Genomic DNA, 15,543 nt, shown 5'->3' on the forward strand with positions numbered 1-15,543 from the left:
GATGAGTTTCCCGCTTCTGACGGTGACGGCCGTGGTCCCCGCGGCCGGCGCCGTCCTGACAGCGGCCGTCCCGGCCGCCCGCAGGACCGCCGCCAAGTGGCTGGCGCTGCTCTTCTCGCTGGCGACGCTGGCCCTGGCCGTGCTCGTCGCGGTCCGCTTCGAGCCCGGCGGCGCCCGCTACCAGCTCACCGAATCGCACGCCTGGATCCCCGACTTCGGCGTCCGCTACCAACTGGGCGTCGACGGCATCGGGGTGGTCCTGATCGGGCTCACCGCGCTGCTGATCCCCTTCGTGATCGGGGCCGGCTGGCACGACGCCGACCCCCTTGAGACGCAATCGTCCCGCTGGCGCCCGACGCAGGGCTTCTTCGCCCTGATCCTGCTGGTCGAGGCGATGGTGGTCATGTCCTTCGAGGCCACCGACGTCTTCCTCTTCTACATCTTCTTCGAAGCCATGCTCATCCCGATGTACTTCCTCATCGGCGGCTTCGGGGACCGGGCCCACGCCGGCACGGACGAGAACGCGGCCGCGCAGCGCTCGTACGCGGCGGTCAAGTTCCTCCTCTACAACCTGGTCGGCGGCCTCATCATGCTGGCTGCGGTCATCGGCCTCTACGTGGTCGCCGGGAACTTCTCGCTCCAGGAGATCACCGCCGCCCGCGCCGCGGGCACGCTCGACATGTCGGCCAACACCGAGCGGCTGCTGTTCCTCGGCTTCTTCTTCGCCTTCGCGGTGAAGGCCCCGCTGTGGCCGCTGCACACCTGGCTGCCGAACGCGATGGGCGAGGCCACGGCCCCGGTCGCCGTCCTGATCACCGCGGTCGTCGACAAGGTCGGCACCTTCGCGATGCTCCGCTTCTGCCTCGGGCTGTTCCCGGACGCCAGCAAGTGGGCCACGCCGGTGATCCTCGTCCTCGCCCTGATCAGCATCGTCTACGGCGCGCTGGTCGCGGTCGGGCAGCGGGACATGAAGCGGCTGGTCGCGTACGCCTCGATCTCCCACTTCGGGTTCATCATCATGGGCATCTTCGCCATGACCTCCCAGGGCCAGTCGGGCGCGACGCTGTACATGGTCAACCACGGGCTCTCCACGGCCGCGCTGATGCTGGTGGCCGGCTTCCTGATCTCGCGCCGCGGCTCCCGGCTCATCGCCGACTACGGCGGTGTGCAGAAGGTGGCCCCGGTGCTGGCCGGCACCTTCCTGATCGGCGGCCTCGCCACCCTGTCGCTGCCGGGCCTGGCGCCCTTCGTCAGTGAATTCCTGGTCCTGGTCGGCACGTTCTCCCGGTATCCCGTCATCGGCATCATCGCCACCATCGGGATCGTGCTGGCCGCGCTCTACACCCTGGTGCTCTACCAGCGCACGATGACCGGCCCCGTGAAGGAGGAGGTCCGCCCGATGCAGGACCTGCGCCTGCGCGAGGTGCTGGTGGTCGCCCCGCTGATCGTGCTGCTGATCGCGCTGGGCGTGTACCCGAAGCCGCTCACCGAGATCGTCAACCCGGCGGTGGAGCACACCATGTCCGACGTACACGAGAAGGACCCGAAGCCACAGGTGGCTGTCGAGGCCAAGAACGGGGAGGCGGCGAAGTGAGCACCATGGCTGCTGCCCAAGGGCTGCTGACGCTGGCGGCCGGGGAGCCGGTCGACCGGATCCCGGCCCCGCACATCGAGTACGCGCAGCTCGCGCCCACGCTGATCGTGGTGGGCGCGGCGGTGGTCGGAGTCCTCGTCGAGGCCTTCGTACCGCGCACGTCCCGCTACTACGTCCAGGTGTTCCTCACCGTCGCCGCGCTGGCCTCGGCCTTCGCGGCGGTCGTCGGCCTCGCCGCCGGCGGGTACGGCAGCGACAAGGCGCACATCGCGGCGATGGGCGCCGTGGCCGTGGACGGCCCGGCGCTGTTCCTCCAGGGGACCATCCTGCTGGCCTCGATCGTCGCGGTCTTCACGTTCGCCGAGCGGCGCCTGGACCCGGCCGCGCACGGCAACCGGGTGGACTCCTTCGCCGCGCAGGCGGCGTCCGTACCGGGCAGCGAGAGCGAGAAGGCCGCCGTCAAGGCGGGCTTCACCACCACCGAGGTCTTCCCGCTGGTGCTGTTCGCGATCTCCGGCATGCTGATCTTCCCGGCGGCCGACGACCTGCTGACCCTGTTCGTGGCGCTGGAGGTCTTCTCCCTCCCGCTGTACCTGCTCTGCGCCGTCGCCCGCCGCCAGCGGCTGATGTCGCAGGAGGCGGCGGTCAAGTACTTCCTGCTCGGCGCCTTCTCCTCGGCCTTCTTCCTCTTCGGCATCGCGCTGGTCTACGGGTACGCGGGCTCGGTCTCGTACGCGGCGATCGCCGACGTGGTGGACGGCACGGTCACGAAGATCGACCCGGCGCTGGCCGACACCATGGGCAACGACGCGCTGCTGCTGATCGGCGGGGCGATGATCCTGATGGGCCTGCTCTTCAAGGTCGGCGCGGTCCCGTTCCACATGTGGACCCCGGACGTCTACCAGGGCGCCCCGACCCCGGTCACGGGCTTCATGGCGGCGGCGACGAAGGTGGCCGCGTTCGGCGCGCTCCTGCGCCTGCTGTACGTCGTCCTCCCGGGCCTGCGGTGGGACTGGCGGCCGGTGATGTGGGGCGTGGCGATCGTGACGATGCTGGCCGGTGCGGTGATCGCGGTGACCCAGACCGACGTCAAGCGGCTCTTGGCCTACTCCTCGATCGCGCACGCGGGCTTCATCCTGGCCGGTGTGATCGCGACGTCGGCGCAGGGCGTCCAGTCCGTCCTCTTCTACCTGGGCGCGTACTCCTTCGTGACGATCGGGGCCTTCGCCGTGGTCACGCTGGTGCGCGACGCGGGCGGCGAGGCGACGCACCTGTCCAAGTGGGCGGGGCTGGGCCGCCGTTCCCCGCTGACGGCGGCGGTCTTCGCGGTCTTCCTGCTGGCCTTCGCAGGCATCCCGCTGACGTCGGGCTTCTCCGGCAAGTTCGCCGTGTTCAAGGCGGCGGCGGAGGGCGGCGCGGGCGTGCTGGTCGTGGTCGGTGTCATCTCGTCCGCGATCGCCGCGTTCTTCTACATCCGGGTGATCGTCCTGATGTTCTTCAGCGAGCCGAAGGCGGACGGCCCGACGGTGGCCGTCCCGTCGCCGCTGACGATGACCACCATCGCGGTGGGCGTGGCCGTGACCCTGGTCCTGGGCCTGGCCCCGCAGTACTTCCTGGACCTGGCGGGGCAGGCGAGCACGTTCGTCCGCTGACGGATGGTCCGGTGGACGTGCCGGGGCCAGGCTCTCTTCGAGGGAGCCTGGCCCCGTTGCGTGTGCGGGTCACTCCGGCCGCAGCCGCCTCGGCACGATCTCGGTGAGGTCCAGGTCGATGGGGAAGGGGGGCGGAAACCTTCCGGGGTGGCGGAAGGGCCCGCCACCCCGGTGATGCTCTCCGCCCCGAGGGGCGGCTAGCGGGATCCCGCAACGCGGCCGGTGACCTCGCCGAGGCCGACCCGGGTGCCCTCGGGGCCCGGTGCCCAGGCGGTGAGGGTGACGGTGTCGCCGTCTTCCAGGAAGGTGCGCTTGCCGTCGGCGAGCTCGATGGCGTCGCGGCCGTTCCACGTCAGCTCCAGCAGCGAGCCGCGCTGTCCGACCTCGGGGCCGCTGACCGTGCCCGAGCCGTAGACGTCCCCGGTGCGCAGGGAGGCGCCGTTGACCGTCATGTGCGCGAGCTGCTGGGCGGCGGTCCAGTACATCGTCGCGAACGGCGGCTGCGCGACCTCCTGCCCGTTGATGGAGACGGTGATGTGCAGGTCGAAGCCGCCGGGCCGGTCCGCGTCGGCGTCGTCGAGGTACGGCAGCAGCGGGAAGTCGCGGGCCGGCGGGGCGACCCGGGCCGCCTCCAGGGCCTCCAACGGGGTCACCCAGGCGGAGACGGAGGTGGCGAAGGACTTGCCGAGGAAGGGGCCCAGCGGCACGTACTCCCAGGCCTGGATGTCGCGCGCCGACCAGTCGTTGAGCAGGAACAGCCCGAAGACGTGGTCCTCGAACTCGGCCAGCGGCACCGGGCGGCCCAGCTCGGACGGGGTGCCGACGACGAAGCCGACCTCCGCCTCGATGTCGAGCTTGACGGACGGGCCGAAGACGGGCGCCGGGTCGGTGGGCGCCTTGCGCTGCCCGGACGGGCGGACGACGTCGGTGCCGGAGACGACGATCGTGCCGGAGCGGCCGTGGTAACCGATCGGCAGGTGCTTCCAGTTGGGGGTGAGGGCGTCACCGTCCGGGCGGAACATCTTCCCGACGTTGGTGGCGTGGTGCTCGCTCGCGTAGAAGTCGACGTAGTCGGCGACCTCGTACGGCAGATGCAGGGTGACGGCGTCCAGCGGGAGGAGGTGCGGCTCGACCGTCTCGCGGTGGCCGGGGTCGGTCACCCAGGCGGTCAGCGCGCGGCGCACGTCGCGCCAGGCGGTGCGGCCTGCGGCCAGCAGCGGGTTGAGCGAGGACTGCCCGAGCAGCGCCGCGTACGGGGAGCCGAGCGCGGCCGCGGCCGCCCCCGCGTCGAGCACGTGTCCGCTGATGCGCACACCGATGCGGCGGCGCGGTTCCCCGGCGGTGGAGAAGACGCCGTACGGGAGGTTGTGCGGCCCGAACGGGTCGCCCTCGGGGACATCGAGGGGGCTCTGCTGGGGCATGGGGTACTGCCTCGCTTTCGATGCGGTCCGGGGGTGTCCCGGTGGGCTGGTTGATACGTTACGTGGCGGGTGAGGCCTGCGGGAGGCCGGATTGAGGCTCTATTTGTAGGACTTGTCCAATGGGGTCCGTATCCTTGCGCAGTGACTTCCGCTCCGCTTTCGGTTCTCCCCTTCGCCTTGATCGCCACTGACCTGGACGGGACCCTGCTGCGCGCCGGAGACACCGTCTCCGCCCGCTCGTGCGCGGCGCTCGCGACGGCGCGCGCCGCCGGCGCCCAGCACATCATCGTCACCGGACGCCCCGTCCCGCAGGTCCGACATGTCCTGGATGACCTCGGTTACACAGGGCTCGCGGTGTGCGGGCAGGGCGCGCAGGTGTACGACACGGCGCGCGCACGCCTGTTGCACTCCATTTCGTTGGACCGGGATCTGGCGGACGTGGCGCTCGGGAAGATCGAGGCGGAGATCGGCGAGGTGTACGCGGCGGTCAACCAGGAGGGGGTGGACGCCGAGATGCTGATAGGGCCGGGCTATCGGATGTGGCATCCGCACCTGCCGACGGTCCGGGTGCGCAGACGCGCCGACCTGTGGGCCGCGCCGATCAACAAGGTGCTGCTCCAGCACCCGGAGCTGGACGACGACGAGCTGACGCGGGTCGCCCGTTCGGTGGTCGGGGACCTGGTGAACGTGACGATGGCGGGGGAGCACACGGTGGAGCTCCAGCCGCCCGGCGTCAGCAAGGCGAGCGGACTGGCCCTGGCGGCGGATGTCCTGGGCGTCGGCGCGTCGTCGACGGTCGCCTTCGGCGACATGCCGAACGACATCCCGATGTTCGCGTGGGCGGCCCACGGGGTGGCGATGGCCAACGCCCACCGCGAGCTGGTCGCCGTGGCCGACGAACTCACGCTCTCCAACGAGGAGGACGGCATCGCGGTGGTCCTGGAACGCCTCTTCCCGCCCCCGGGCACATCCGGCCCAGCCGGCGTCTGAGGACCGGGATCCGGGGCCGGGTCCGGGACGAAGCCCCTGAGAGCACCTCCCGGCGGCGGCCGGGGGAGGAACGGAGGAAGGGGGGCGGGGGACAGGCCCCGCAGGGTCAGCCCGCCGCTCGCGGGAGGCGGCGTTCCCACGTGCGGTGGAACACGACTTCCTCACCCTCCCGGCACACCAGCTCGTTCGACGTCACGAAGCCGCCCTCATCGCACGAGACCTCCGAGCGGGTCTCCACCCGTACGTCCCACGCCAGCTCGGGCCGGTGCAGCCGGATCCGCCAGTCCGAGCGGGTCCGGGCCGACAGCGGGTCCGCCGAGTCGATCTCGTACACCTCCAGCACGTCCTCGCCGCACTCCAGGCCGTCGGGGTACACCCGCGTACCCCCGTACCGCGGGTCCACCTCCAGCCGCCAGGTTCCGCGCGCGACGTCCCGTACGACCAGCCGCTGCGGTCGCGGCTCGTCCAGCGTGGCCGGCGACACCACCCCGAGCGGTTCCGATTGCTCCGGCGCCTCGAAGGTGATCTCCGGGCCGGGCGCGGGGGACTCGGACCGGACCGGCAGGACCAGGGCGCTGCCCGCCGGGTCCAGGGTCCAGCCCGCCTCCGAGCCGGCCCGCGGCCAGATCCACGGCCAGTAGGCGGAGGACAGCGCGAGCCGGATCCGGTGGCCCGCCGCGAAGCGGTGGCCGATGCCGTTCAGCTCGAAGACCACGTCCTCGTACGCGCCCACCGGCCAGGGCGCCGCCTTGTCCCGGCCCAGGCGTGCGGAGAGGTTCAGGGCGCCCCGGGTGATCAGCGTCGAGGAGCCGTCGGGCGCCACGTCGCACAGCCGGGCCACCACCTGGCCGTACGGGACGTCCATCCGCAGCCGGGCCGTCACCTGGGCGCGGCCCAGGATCTCCACCGGCTCGCGCCCCACCGGGAACTCGAAGCAGGCCGACTTCGCGTCCTCCTCCCGCTGGTCCGGCGGCAGGTCCGCCTCGTTGCCGGCCGGGAGGAACCGCCCCGCGTCCAGCCCCGTGTGCTGCGGGGACGCCACGGCCACCGGCGTGCCCTGGAGCGCGTACGTGACGGGGGTGACGGCCGCGGACGGCCACTCCCGCTCCCCGGCCCAGCGGCCGGGCAGCACCTCGTAGGAGGTCGCGGGAGGATGGGATTCCGAGATCCAGGAGCGCAGCAGGGGCTCGTCCATCACCCCGTTGGGCGTGTCCTTCAGCCAGTGGTCCCACCACCGCAGCGTCTCCTGGAGGAACCCGATCGCCGCACCGGGCGGCACCGCGCGGTCCGGGTACTGGTGCGACCACGGGCCGATCAGCCCCCGTACCCGGTCGGCGGGGATGCGGGAGACCAGCCGCAGCACCGTGTCCCGGTACGGGTCGTGCCAGCCGCCCACCGCCAGCACGGCCGCGCCGATCGCCGCGTAGTCCTCGCAGACGCTGCCGTGGCGCCAGTAGTCGTCCCTGGTCTGGTGCGCCAGCCAGGTGTGGACCAGGGGTTCGACGGACTCCAGCCGCGCCAGCCACTGCTCCCGCCAGCCGTCGCCGGCGAACAGCGGGTCCGGCGGGCGGGCCGCCCAGGCCAGCATGGTCGCCGCCCACGCGTGCATGTCCACGGCCAGCACCGACCCGCCCATGTAGTGGACGTCGTTGTCGTACCGGTCGTCCGTCGAGCAGACCGTGACGACCGCTTTGAGGGCCTCGGGCGCCAGCGCGGCGATCTGGAGGGAGTTGCAGCCGCCCCACGAGATCCCGAACATTCCCACCGACCCCGTGCACCACGGCTGCGCCGCCAGCCACTCCACCACCGCGACCCCGTCGGCCAGTTCCCGCGCGTCGTACTCGTCGCCCGGGTTCCCGCCGCTGCATCCGTGGCCCCGTACGTCCACCCGGACCGAGGCGTAGCCGTGCCCCGCGTACCAGGGGTGGCGCTGCCGGTCGCGCGGCGCGGTCCAGTCGGTCAGCCGGTACGGCAGGTACTCCAGCAGGGCCGGGACCGGCTCGTCCGTCAGCGGGCGCCAGATCCGGGCGTACAGCTGCACGCCGTCGGCCATCGGGATCCGGACGTCCTCGTGCGTGGTCCCGTACGGGAACTCGGTACGGATGGTCATGCGGAGGCCGCCGCCGTCCGCCTCGGCGGACGGATTGCCCCGCGCGGCGCGGCCGTCGTCAGCCGGCCGGTGCCCGCCGGAAGAGTGGCGGGCCCGCCCGGGGCGAGGAGCCCCGCGACGCTCCACTGCGCGGCGCGGCGCATCGCGCCGGGCGCGACCGGCTCCGCGGGTTCCCCGATTTCGGTGGTAGTTCTGGACAAAACGTATTCTCCAGTTGTTTCGGGTCATCACGAACATACCTGTGTGTATGGGGCAGTGCGCGGGTGGCGACATGACAGGCGCTCGCGGTGATCGAAAACAGACCGGATACGCTGGCTTGAGTGATGGCAGCGACACATCGACAATCCAGGTGATCGTCAGCGTGATCGTCAGCAGACAGGAGTACCCCTCGTGACCGTCGTCGGGCCGTTCGGACTGAGCGTGCGGGACCAGGCTCTTGAGACCGATGTCCAGGCCGGACTGGCCGCAGTCGAGGCGGGTCTGCTGGAGGCCACCAAGAGCGAAGTCCCCTTCATCACCGAGGCCGCACAGCACCTGGTCCGGGCCGGCGGCAAGCGGTTCCGGCCGCTGCTGGTGATGCTCGCCTCGCGGTTCGGGGACCCCTACGCGCCCGGGATCGTTCCCTCCGCGGTGGTCGTCGAGCTCACCCATCTGGCGACGCTCTACCACGACGACGTCATGGACGAGGCGGACGTGCGCCGCGGCGTGGCCAGCGCCAACGCCCGCTGGGGCAACTCGGTGGCGGTCCTGACGGGTGACTTCCTGTTCGCCCGCGCCTCGCACATCCTGGCGGATCTCGGGCCGGAGGCCGTACGCATCCAGGCCGAGGCCTTCGAGCGGCTGGTGACGGGCCAGATCCTGGAGACCGCCGGCCCGCGCGACGGCCGCGACCCGGTCGCCCACTACCTCGACGTCATCGCCGGCAAGACCGGCTCGCTGATCGCGGTCTCCGGCCGGTTCGGCGCGCTGATGTCCGGCGCCGACGAGTCGGTCGTCGACATCCTGACCCAGTACGGCGAGCGCCTCGGCACCGCCTTCCAGCTCGCCGACGACGTCCTCGACATCGCCTCCGACTCCCACGAGTCCGGCAAGACCCCGGGCACGGACCTGCGCGAGGGGATCCCCACGCTGCCCGTGCTGCGGCTGCGCGAGATGGCGGCCCAGGGCGGCGACCCCGCCGACCTGGAGCTCGTCACCCTCCTGGACGGCGACCTGACCGATGACGCCCGGCACGCGGACGTGCTCGCCCGACTGCGGGTGCACCCCGCGCTGGAGCAGGCCCGGCGCGACACCATCCGGTACGCGGAGGACGCGCGGGCCATGCTCGCGCCGCTGCCGGAGTGCTTCGCGAAGTCGGCGCTGGAAGAACTGTGCGACGCGGTGGTGCACCGCGCCGGTTAGGGCGCGTCCGGGCGCGTCCGGGTGCATCCGGACGCATGCCGGGTACGCCCGGATACGCCCCGAGGCAGAGGCGAGGGCCCTGTGTCCCCTACGGGTGGGGGACACAGGGCCCTCGTCGTGTCATCCCTGGGGTGTACGCGGAGTTGAGCCCGGGGAGTGACGCCCGGACCCCCTGCCTCTTGGTCAGATGGAGACACACCAGAACGGGTGACAAAGAGGTAGGGCAGACATGGCAACGAACGCAAAGACCCGCAAGGCCGCCCGGTACGCCGTACCGGTCGCGGTGGCGGGTGTCGCCGCCGCGACCGTGGCGATGGTCCCGGCCTTCGCGAACTCCGGCGGCCCCGACCTGCCGAATGTGACGGCGCAGCAGCTCATCGAGAAGGTCGCGGCCTCCGACGTGCAGCAGCTCTCCGGCAGCGCGAAGGTCACCACCGACCTCGGTCTGCCGACCCTGGCGAGCGGCCTGCTCGGCGGCGGGGGCGTCGCGGGAGGCACGGCCAACCCCGAGGACAAGCTCGCGCAGCTGGCGAACGGCACGCACACCCTGCGCGTCGCGGCCGACGGACCGGACCACCAGAAGCTCACGTTCGTGGACGGCAAGGACGAGTACAGCATCATCCACAACGGCGCCGACGTGTGGGGGTACGACACCAAGGCCAACGAGGTCTGGCACGAGAAGGACCCCGAAGGCGCTGCGGCCGGCAAGGACCACAAGAAGACGGCCGACCGGCTGGGCGGCGCTTCGCCCCAGCAGCTGGCCCAGGACATCCTGAAGGCCGCCGGCCCGACCACGGACGTCAGCGTGGGCGAGACCGCGCAGGTGGCCGGCCGGAACGCCTACCAGCTGGTGCTGAAGCCCAAGCACAGCGGATCCACGATCGGCTCGGTCAAGATCGCGGTGGACGCCCAGAACGGCGTGCCGCTGCGGGTGCAGCTGCTGGCCGCCGAGGGCGGCAAGCCCATCGTCGACGCCGGGTTCACCAAGGTGGACTTCGCCAAGCCGTCCGCCGACACCTTCGCCTTCACCGCGCCCAAGGGCGCCAAGGTGACCGAGGGCGCCGGCGAGGCGGCCAAGGGCGGGGCCGGCCACGGCAAGGGCTTCAAGGGCCTGGACTCCATTCCCGGCCTCGACGCCCTGACCGGCGGCATGGGCGGCAAGGGAGGCCACGGCGACACCAAGGTGCTCGGCGAGGGCTGGTCGACGATCGCACGGATCGACACCGGCGCCGGCAAGGGGCTCCAGGACGTCGAGAAGGCGGCGGGCGACAAGAACGCGCCCAAGGAGGCCAAGCAGTTCCTCGACTCCCTCGGGGGCAAGGTCACCGGCAAGTTCGGCTCGGGCCGGGTCTTCAAGACCCGCGTGGTCAACGCCCTGATCACGGACGACGGCAAGGTCTACGTCGGCGCGGTCACCAAGGACGCGCTGATCCAGGCGGCCGACGCCAACAAGTAACGCCGGCAGGACGGCTGCGCCTGTCCGAAGGGTGGGCGGGGACTGTGTCCCTGCCCACCCTTCCGCCGTTCCGGCCCTGCGTACAGCAGGCTCGCTGTACCGTGAAAAGCATGTCGAGACACGTCACCATCCGCCTGAACGAAGAGTTCCACGAGCGCCTCAAAGCACGCGCGGCGGCACTGGGCACGACGGTCACCGCGCTGATCACCGAAGTGACGGAACGCGAGCTGGACGAAGACCGGAAGAACTTCCTTTCCGGCATCGAGGAGTTCGCCGACCACTGGAGCTACTTCCAGGAGCGGTTCGGCAATTGAAGATCACCATGGAGTGGGCCTGGACCGCTCTGGCCCACCATCTCCCGTCAGATCCCGCCGTGTGGGATCCCTCCGGTGTGGCCGCCGCGGTCGCCCGGCACCAGAACGACCTCGTCCTCGTGCCCGAACAGCCCGCCCCGGACACCGCGTGGCGGGCCGCCGCGTTTCTGCACACCCTCGCGGTGTGCCCGGCGTTGGAGTCGCCGATGAACGAGTTCTACGCGGCCGCCGCCACGCGCTCGTACCTGCGCGTGGCGGGGGCCAAGCAGTTGCCCTCCCCGGAGGACCTCGGCGACCTGGTGGAGGCGGCGAAGCTGGGCCGCGCGGACATCGGCGCGGTCGCCGAGGAGCTCCGCACCCTCATCCAGGAGCCGTTGGCGGTCCCGCCGGCCTAGGCGCTGCTAGAAGGTGATCTTCCAGCTGTTGATGTAGCCGACGTCCTGGGCCGCCACGTCCTTGACCTGGAGCTTCCAGACGCCGTTGGCCACCTCGCCGGAGGCGTTCACCGCGTACGAGGCCACCACGTCGGCCGCGGAGTCCGAGCTGGAGTTCTTCAGCCGGTACGCCGTGCCGTCCGGGGCGATCAGGTCGATCACCAGGTCGCCGCGGTAGGTGTGGACGATGTTCACGTCGACCTTGGTGGTGGCCGGGGCGTTGCCGGCGACGCCCGAGACCGTGATCGGCGAGGTCACCGCGGCCCCGGGAGAGTCCGGGATGTTCACGTCCGCCGTGCTCTCGAAGGACGGGCCCGGCGGGACCGGAGTGGCCGCCCCCAGGTTCCATATCGCATACGCGATGGCGTCGGAGTTGCGGTCCAGGGCGGTGCCGTCGATGTTCGCCGAGGTGTCGCACGAGGCGTGGTAGCAGCGGTCGAAGGCCTGCCCGGAGGTGCCGCCCCACTTCTGCGCCTGCGCCGCCGTCTTCGTGTAGTCGGCGCCGGAGAACAGGCCGCCGACCGGGATGCCCGCGTTCTTGAACGGGGCGTGGTCGGAGCGGCCGTCGCCCTCGGTCTCGATCTCCGTCGGGATGCCGAGCCCCGCGTAGTAGTTCTTGAAGGTCTGCTCGATGGCCGGGTCGTCGTCGTAGACGAAGTAGCCCGGGTTCGGCGAGCCGATCATGTCGAAGTTCAGGTAGCCGGAGATCTTCGCCTTCTCGGCGCTCGGCAGGTTGTTGACGTAGTACTTCGACCCGACCATGCCGAGCTCCTCCGCGCCCCACCAGCCGAACCGCAGGTGCTTGGCGGGCTGGAGCTGTGCGCGCGAGACGGCCAGCGCCGTCTCCAGGACGGCGGCCGAGCCGGATCCGTTGTCGTTGATGCCGGGACCCGCGGTGACCGAGTCCAGGTGCGAGCCGGCCATCAGCACCGAGTCCGGGTCGCCGCCCGGCCAGTCGGCGATCAGGTTGTACCCGGTGGCGCCGCTGCTGGTGAAGGTCTGCAGGGTGGTGGTGAAACCGGCCGCGTCCAGCTTGGCCTTCACATAGTCGACGGAGGCCTTGTAGCCGGCCCTGCCGTGGGCGCGGTTGCCGCCGTTGCCGTTGGCCATGGACTGGAACTGCGCCAGGTGCGCCTTGACGTTGGCGACCGGGATGTCGGGCGGCGTCGGCGCCGCGGCCGCCGCCGTGGGGGCGGCGAGTGCGGCGGGGGCGGTGGAGGCGAACAGGCCGGCGACCGCGATCGCGGTCACGGCGGCGAGACGCCGGGAGACGGACAGGCTCATGTGGGGGACTCCGGAATTCCGTTGGGGATTGAACGGAACGTGCGGGGTGGCGCAATTGAGCGATCGTGCGTCAGTGCGAGCCTGATGGTCAGCGGAAGCGTGACGGTCAGTCAAGACCGAGATCCGGTCAGTATGGTTCGGAAAACGGACGATCCCCGCTACGCATGTTCCGTAGCGGGGACCGCGGGGGTAATGGGGGCGCGCGGCGCGGTTACGCCGGCTCGTGCGCCGGAGCCGCCAGCGGCCCGGCGGCACGGGCCGCTTCGAGCCCGGCCCGGGCCTTGCGCGCCGTGCGCAGCGCGTCCCAGGTCAGCAGCGCGAGCGCGGCCCAGACCAGGGAGAACCCGGCCCAGCGCTCGGGCGGCATCGCCTCGTGGAAGTACACGACGCCGAGCCCGAACTGGAACACCGGAGCCATGTACTGGAGCAGTCCGAGCGTGGACAGCGGGACCCTGATCGCGGCCGCCCCGAAGCAGACCAGCGGGATCGCGGTGACCAGTCCGGTCGCGGCGAGCAGCGCCGAGTGCCCGAGGCCCTCTGTGGCGAAGCTCGACCGGCCCTGCGCGCCCAGCCACAGCAGGTACCCGAGGGCGGGCGGGAACAGCAGCGCGGTCTCGGCGGCGAGCGACTCGACCCCGCCCATGTTGAGCTTCTTCTTGATCAGCCCGTACGCCGCGAAGGAGAAGGCCAGCGCCAGCGAGATCCACGGCGGTCGCCCGTACCCGACGGCGAGGACCAGCACGGCAGCCACGCCGATGCCGACCGCGGCCCACTGCGCCCGGCGCAGCCGTTCGCCGAGGACCAGCACGCCGATCGCGATGGTGACGAGCGGGTTGATGAAGTAGCCGAGGCTGGCCTCGACGACCGCGCCGTTGTTGACGGCCCAGATGTACAGGCCCCAGTTCACGGAGATCACCGAGGCGGCCAGCGCGGTCAGGCCGAGCTTGCGGGGCTGGCGGACCAGCTCCCGTATCCAGCCCCAGCGGCGCATGGCCAGCAGCAGGATCCCGACCACGCCCAGCGACCACACCATGCGGTGGGCGAGGATCTCGATCGCCCCGGACGGCTTGAGCAGCGGCCAGAACAGGGGGACCAGCCCCCACATACCGTATGCGCCGAATCCGTAGAGCAAACCCGTGCGCTGCTCGTTCTCCGCCTTCACGGGGCCTCCAGTCGAGATTCAGCCAACTCCACGAAGGTAGCGCCGGGCGAGCCGGATGTCATGCCCGTAAGGGGGAGATACTCGTGACACGTCCGGGGTCTTGTGTGGCTGCGGCGGCGCCGGCTCAGGCCGGGTCGCGTCCGCTCAGGCCAGGGCGGAGGCGATCGCGTGCGCCACCGGGGTCGTCGGGCGGCCGATGAGGCGGGACAGGTCCCCGCCGGTGTGCGCCAGCCGGCCGCGGGAGATCGCCGCGTCCACGTCGACGAGGATCGCCGCGAAGCCCTCGGGGACCCCGGCGCCGGTCAGGATCGACAGGTGCGTGTCAGCGGGCACCTCGGCGTACGCGACCTCCTTGCCGGACTGGGCCGCGATCTCCGCCGCGTACTCCGCCAGGCTCCAGGCGGTGTCGCCGGAGAGTTCGTACACCTGGTTCAGGTGGCCCTCGCCGGTCAGTACGGCGGCCGCGGCGGCGGCGTAGTCCGCCCGCGCGGCGGAGGCGATCCGGCCCCCGCCCGCGCTGCCCACGACCGAGCCGTGCTCCAGGACGGTGCCCAGCTGGCCGGTGTAGTTCTCGTGGTACCAGCCGTTGCGCAGGAACGTGTAGGGCAGGCCGGAATCGAGGATGGCCTGCTCGGTGACCTTGTGTTCGGCGGCCAGGTCGAAGTCGGCCTCGGGGCCGCCGAGGATCCCGGTGTAGGCGAGCTGGGCGACGCCGGCCGCCTTCGCGGCCCCGATCACGGCGGTGTGCTGAGGCACCCGGCGGCCGACCTCGTTGCCGGAGATCAGCAGGACGCGGTCGCCGGAGCGGAAGGCGGCAGCCAGGGTCTCGGGGGCGTCGTAGTCCGCGACGCGCACCTCGACGCCCCGCTCGGCCAGGCCGGCGGCCTTCTCCTTGCTGCGGACGACGACCGCCACGTGCTCGGCGGGGACCTGGTTCAGCAGCTCCTCGACGACGAGGCGGCCGAGGGCTCCGGTGGCTCCGGTGACGACGATGCTCATGGGATGCGCTCCTTGCGTTGGGGTGTGACACCACCCTAGAAGCAGCGCTAACCTTTAGTAAGTACCAACTTCAAAGTAAGGTACTGGTGTGAAGGTGAGTAAGCAGGTCAGCGTGAAGGCCCCGATGTGCCCCTCCCGTGGAGTGCTGGAGCACGTCACCAGCCGCTGGGGGGTGCTGGTGCTGGCCGCCCTCGTCGAGCGTTCGTACCGGTTCAGCGAACTGCGCCGGGAGGTGGGCGGCGTCAGCGAGAAGATGCTGGCCCAGACCCTCCAGACGCTGGAGCGCGACGGATTCCTGCTGCGCGACGCCAAGCCCGTGATCCCGCCGCGGGTGGACTACTCGCTGACCGAGCTGGGACGCGAGGCCGCCGAGCAGGTGTGGGCCCTGGCCCGCTGGACCGAGCGGCGGACCGCCGATGTCCAGGCGGCGCGGGCCGCGTACGACGAAGCCCGGAGTTCCTGAGGAACTCCGGGCCGCCCTTCAGCGGGCACGGGTCAGCCGACGACCGTCCAGGTGTCGTTGCCGGTGAGGAGGGTGCTGAGGTCGCCCTTGCCCTTGGCGTCGACGGCCGTCTCCAGCTGTTCGGCCATGAGGGTGTCGTAGACCGGCCGCTCCACGCTGCGGAAGACCCCGATGGGCGTCTGGTGCAGGGTGTGGGGGTCGGCCAGCCGGGACAGCGCGAACGCGGTGGTCGGGCCGGCGTTGTGGGCGTCGTGGACCAGGAT

At 71.4% G+C, this 15,543-nt stretch carries 13 protein-coding genes and 1 pseudogene; 8 read left to right on the forward strand and 6 right to left on the reverse strand.

Annotated features, from left to right (window positions below):
• The first annotated feature begins 1 nt into the window (after position 1).
• Together ABTY04_RS35045 and nuoN are read left to right on the forward strand one after the other, a co-directional pair.
• Positions 2 to 1,594 (forward strand): NADH-quinone oxidoreductase subunit M, encoded by a 1,593-nt coding sequence (locus ABTY04_RS35045; protein ID WP_352217491.1) that lies wholly within the window; start codon positions 2 to 4, stop codon positions 1,592 to 1,594.
• Between the two features lie 5 nt (positions 1,595 to 1,599).
• Positions 1,600 to 3,246 carry an NADH-quinone oxidoreductase subunit NuoN gene (gene nuoN / locus ABTY04_RS35050; protein WP_352217492.1) on the forward strand — a complete coding sequence of 549 codons (1,647 nt, stop codon included), beginning with the start codon at positions 1,600 to 1,602 and terminating at the stop codon, positions 3,244 to 3,246.
• Between the two features lie 197 nt (positions 3,247 to 3,443).
• Here the strand turns inward: nuoN and fahA are convergent, their stop codons facing one another.
• Positions 3,444 to 4,667 carry a fumarylacetoacetase gene (fahA, locus tag ABTY04_RS35055; protein ID WP_352217493.1) on the reverse strand — a complete coding sequence of 408 codons (1,224 nt, stop codon included), beginning with the start codon at positions 4,665 to 4,667 and terminating at the stop codon, positions 3,444 to 3,446.
• 141 nt (positions 4,668 to 4,808) lie between these two features.
• On the opposite strand from fahA, the gene ABTY04_RS35060 reads away from it, so the two are divergent.
• Positions 4,809 to 5,657, forward strand: coding sequence for an HAD family hydrolase (locus ABTY04_RS35060; protein ID WP_352217494.1), 849 nt, complete (start codon positions 4,809 to 4,811; stop codon positions 5,655 to 5,657).
• Between the two features lie 106 nt (positions 5,658 to 5,763).
• On the opposite strand, the gene ABTY04_RS35065 is transcribed toward ABTY04_RS35060, so the two are convergent.
• Positions 5,764 to 7,767, reverse strand: a complete 2,004-nt coding sequence (locus ABTY04_RS35065; RefSeq protein WP_352217495.1) for a CocE/NonD family hydrolase — start codon at positions 7,765 to 7,767, stop codon at positions 5,764 to 5,766.
• A 390-nt stretch (positions 7,768 to 8,157) separates the two neighbouring features.
• Between ABTY04_RS35065 and ABTY04_RS35070 the strand changes: the two genes are divergently transcribed.
• From ABTY04_RS35070 to ABTY04_RS35085, 4 genes are all read left to right on the forward strand, one after another.
• Entirely contained in the window at positions 8,158 to 9,168 is a 1,011-nt protein-coding gene (locus ABTY04_RS35070; RefSeq protein WP_352217496.1) for a polyprenyl synthetase family protein, read from the forward strand.
• Positions 9,169 to 9,397: 229 nt separating this feature from the next.
• Positions 9,398 to 10,624, forward strand: coding sequence for a LolA family protein (locus ABTY04_RS35075; protein ID WP_352217497.1), 1,227 nt, complete (start codon positions 9,398 to 9,400; stop codon positions 10,622 to 10,624).
• Positions 10,625 to 10,734: 110 nt separating this feature from the next.
• The gene (locus ABTY04_RS35080) at positions 10,735 to 10,938 is read left to right on the forward strand and encodes a YlcI/YnfO family protein (protein ID WP_352217498.1); all 204 of its coding nucleotides are present in this window, start codon (positions 10,735 to 10,737) and stop codon (positions 10,936 to 10,938) included.
• On the forward strand, positions 10,935 to 11,333 hold the full coding sequence (locus ABTY04_RS35085) for a hypothetical protein (protein ID WP_352217499.1): 399 nt from the start codon (positions 10,935 to 10,937) through the stop codon (positions 11,331 to 11,333). Before ABTY04_RS35080 ends, ABTY04_RS35085 begins: the two co-directional genes overlap by 4 nt.
• 6 nt (positions 11,334 to 11,339) lie before the next feature.
• Here ABTY04_RS35085 and ABTY04_RS35090 read toward each other — a convergent pair whose 3' ends face one another.
• The 3 genes from ABTY04_RS35090 to ABTY04_RS35100 all read right to left on the reverse strand — a co-directional run bounded on the left by ABTY04_RS35090 (position 11,340) and on the right by ABTY04_RS35100 (position 14,817).
• Positions 11,340 to 12,656, reverse strand: coding sequence for a M28 family metallopeptidase (locus ABTY04_RS35090; RefSeq protein ID WP_352217500.1), 1,317 nt, complete (start codon positions 12,654 to 12,656; stop codon positions 11,340 to 11,342).
• 211 nt (positions 12,657 to 12,867) lie between these two features.
• Positions 12,868 to 13,818, reverse strand: a complete 951-nt coding sequence (gene rarD / locus ABTY04_RS35095) for an EamA family transporter RarD (RefSeq protein ID WP_352217501.1) — start codon at positions 13,816 to 13,818, stop codon at positions 12,868 to 12,870.
• 144 nt (positions 13,819 to 13,962) lie between these two features.
• Positions 13,963 to 14,817 (reverse strand): SDR family oxidoreductase, encoded by an 855-nt coding sequence (locus tag ABTY04_RS35100; RefSeq protein WP_352217502.1) that lies wholly within the window; start codon positions 14,815 to 14,817, stop codon positions 13,963 to 13,965.
• A gap of 124 nt (positions 14,818 to 14,941) precedes the next feature.
• Between ABTY04_RS35100 and ABTY04_RS35105 the strand changes: the two genes are divergently transcribed.
• Entirely contained in the window at positions 14,942 to 15,280 is a 339-nt protein-coding gene (locus tag ABTY04_RS35105; RefSeq protein ID WP_352217503.1) for a winged helix-turn-helix transcriptional regulator, read from the forward strand.
• A 32-nt stretch (positions 15,281 to 15,312) separates the two neighbouring features.
• Here ABTY04_RS35105 and ABTY04_RS35110 read toward each other — a convergent pair.
• A pseudogene (locus ABTY04_RS35110) lies at positions 15,313 to 15,543 on the reverse strand (2-oxoacid:ferredoxin oxidoreductase subunit beta); the annotation flags it as partial.

This window comes from Streptomyces sp. NPDC097981 (assembly GCF_040302565.1).
Classification (GTDB): Bacteria; Actinomycetota; Actinomycetes; order Streptomycetales; family Streptomycetaceae; genus Streptomyces.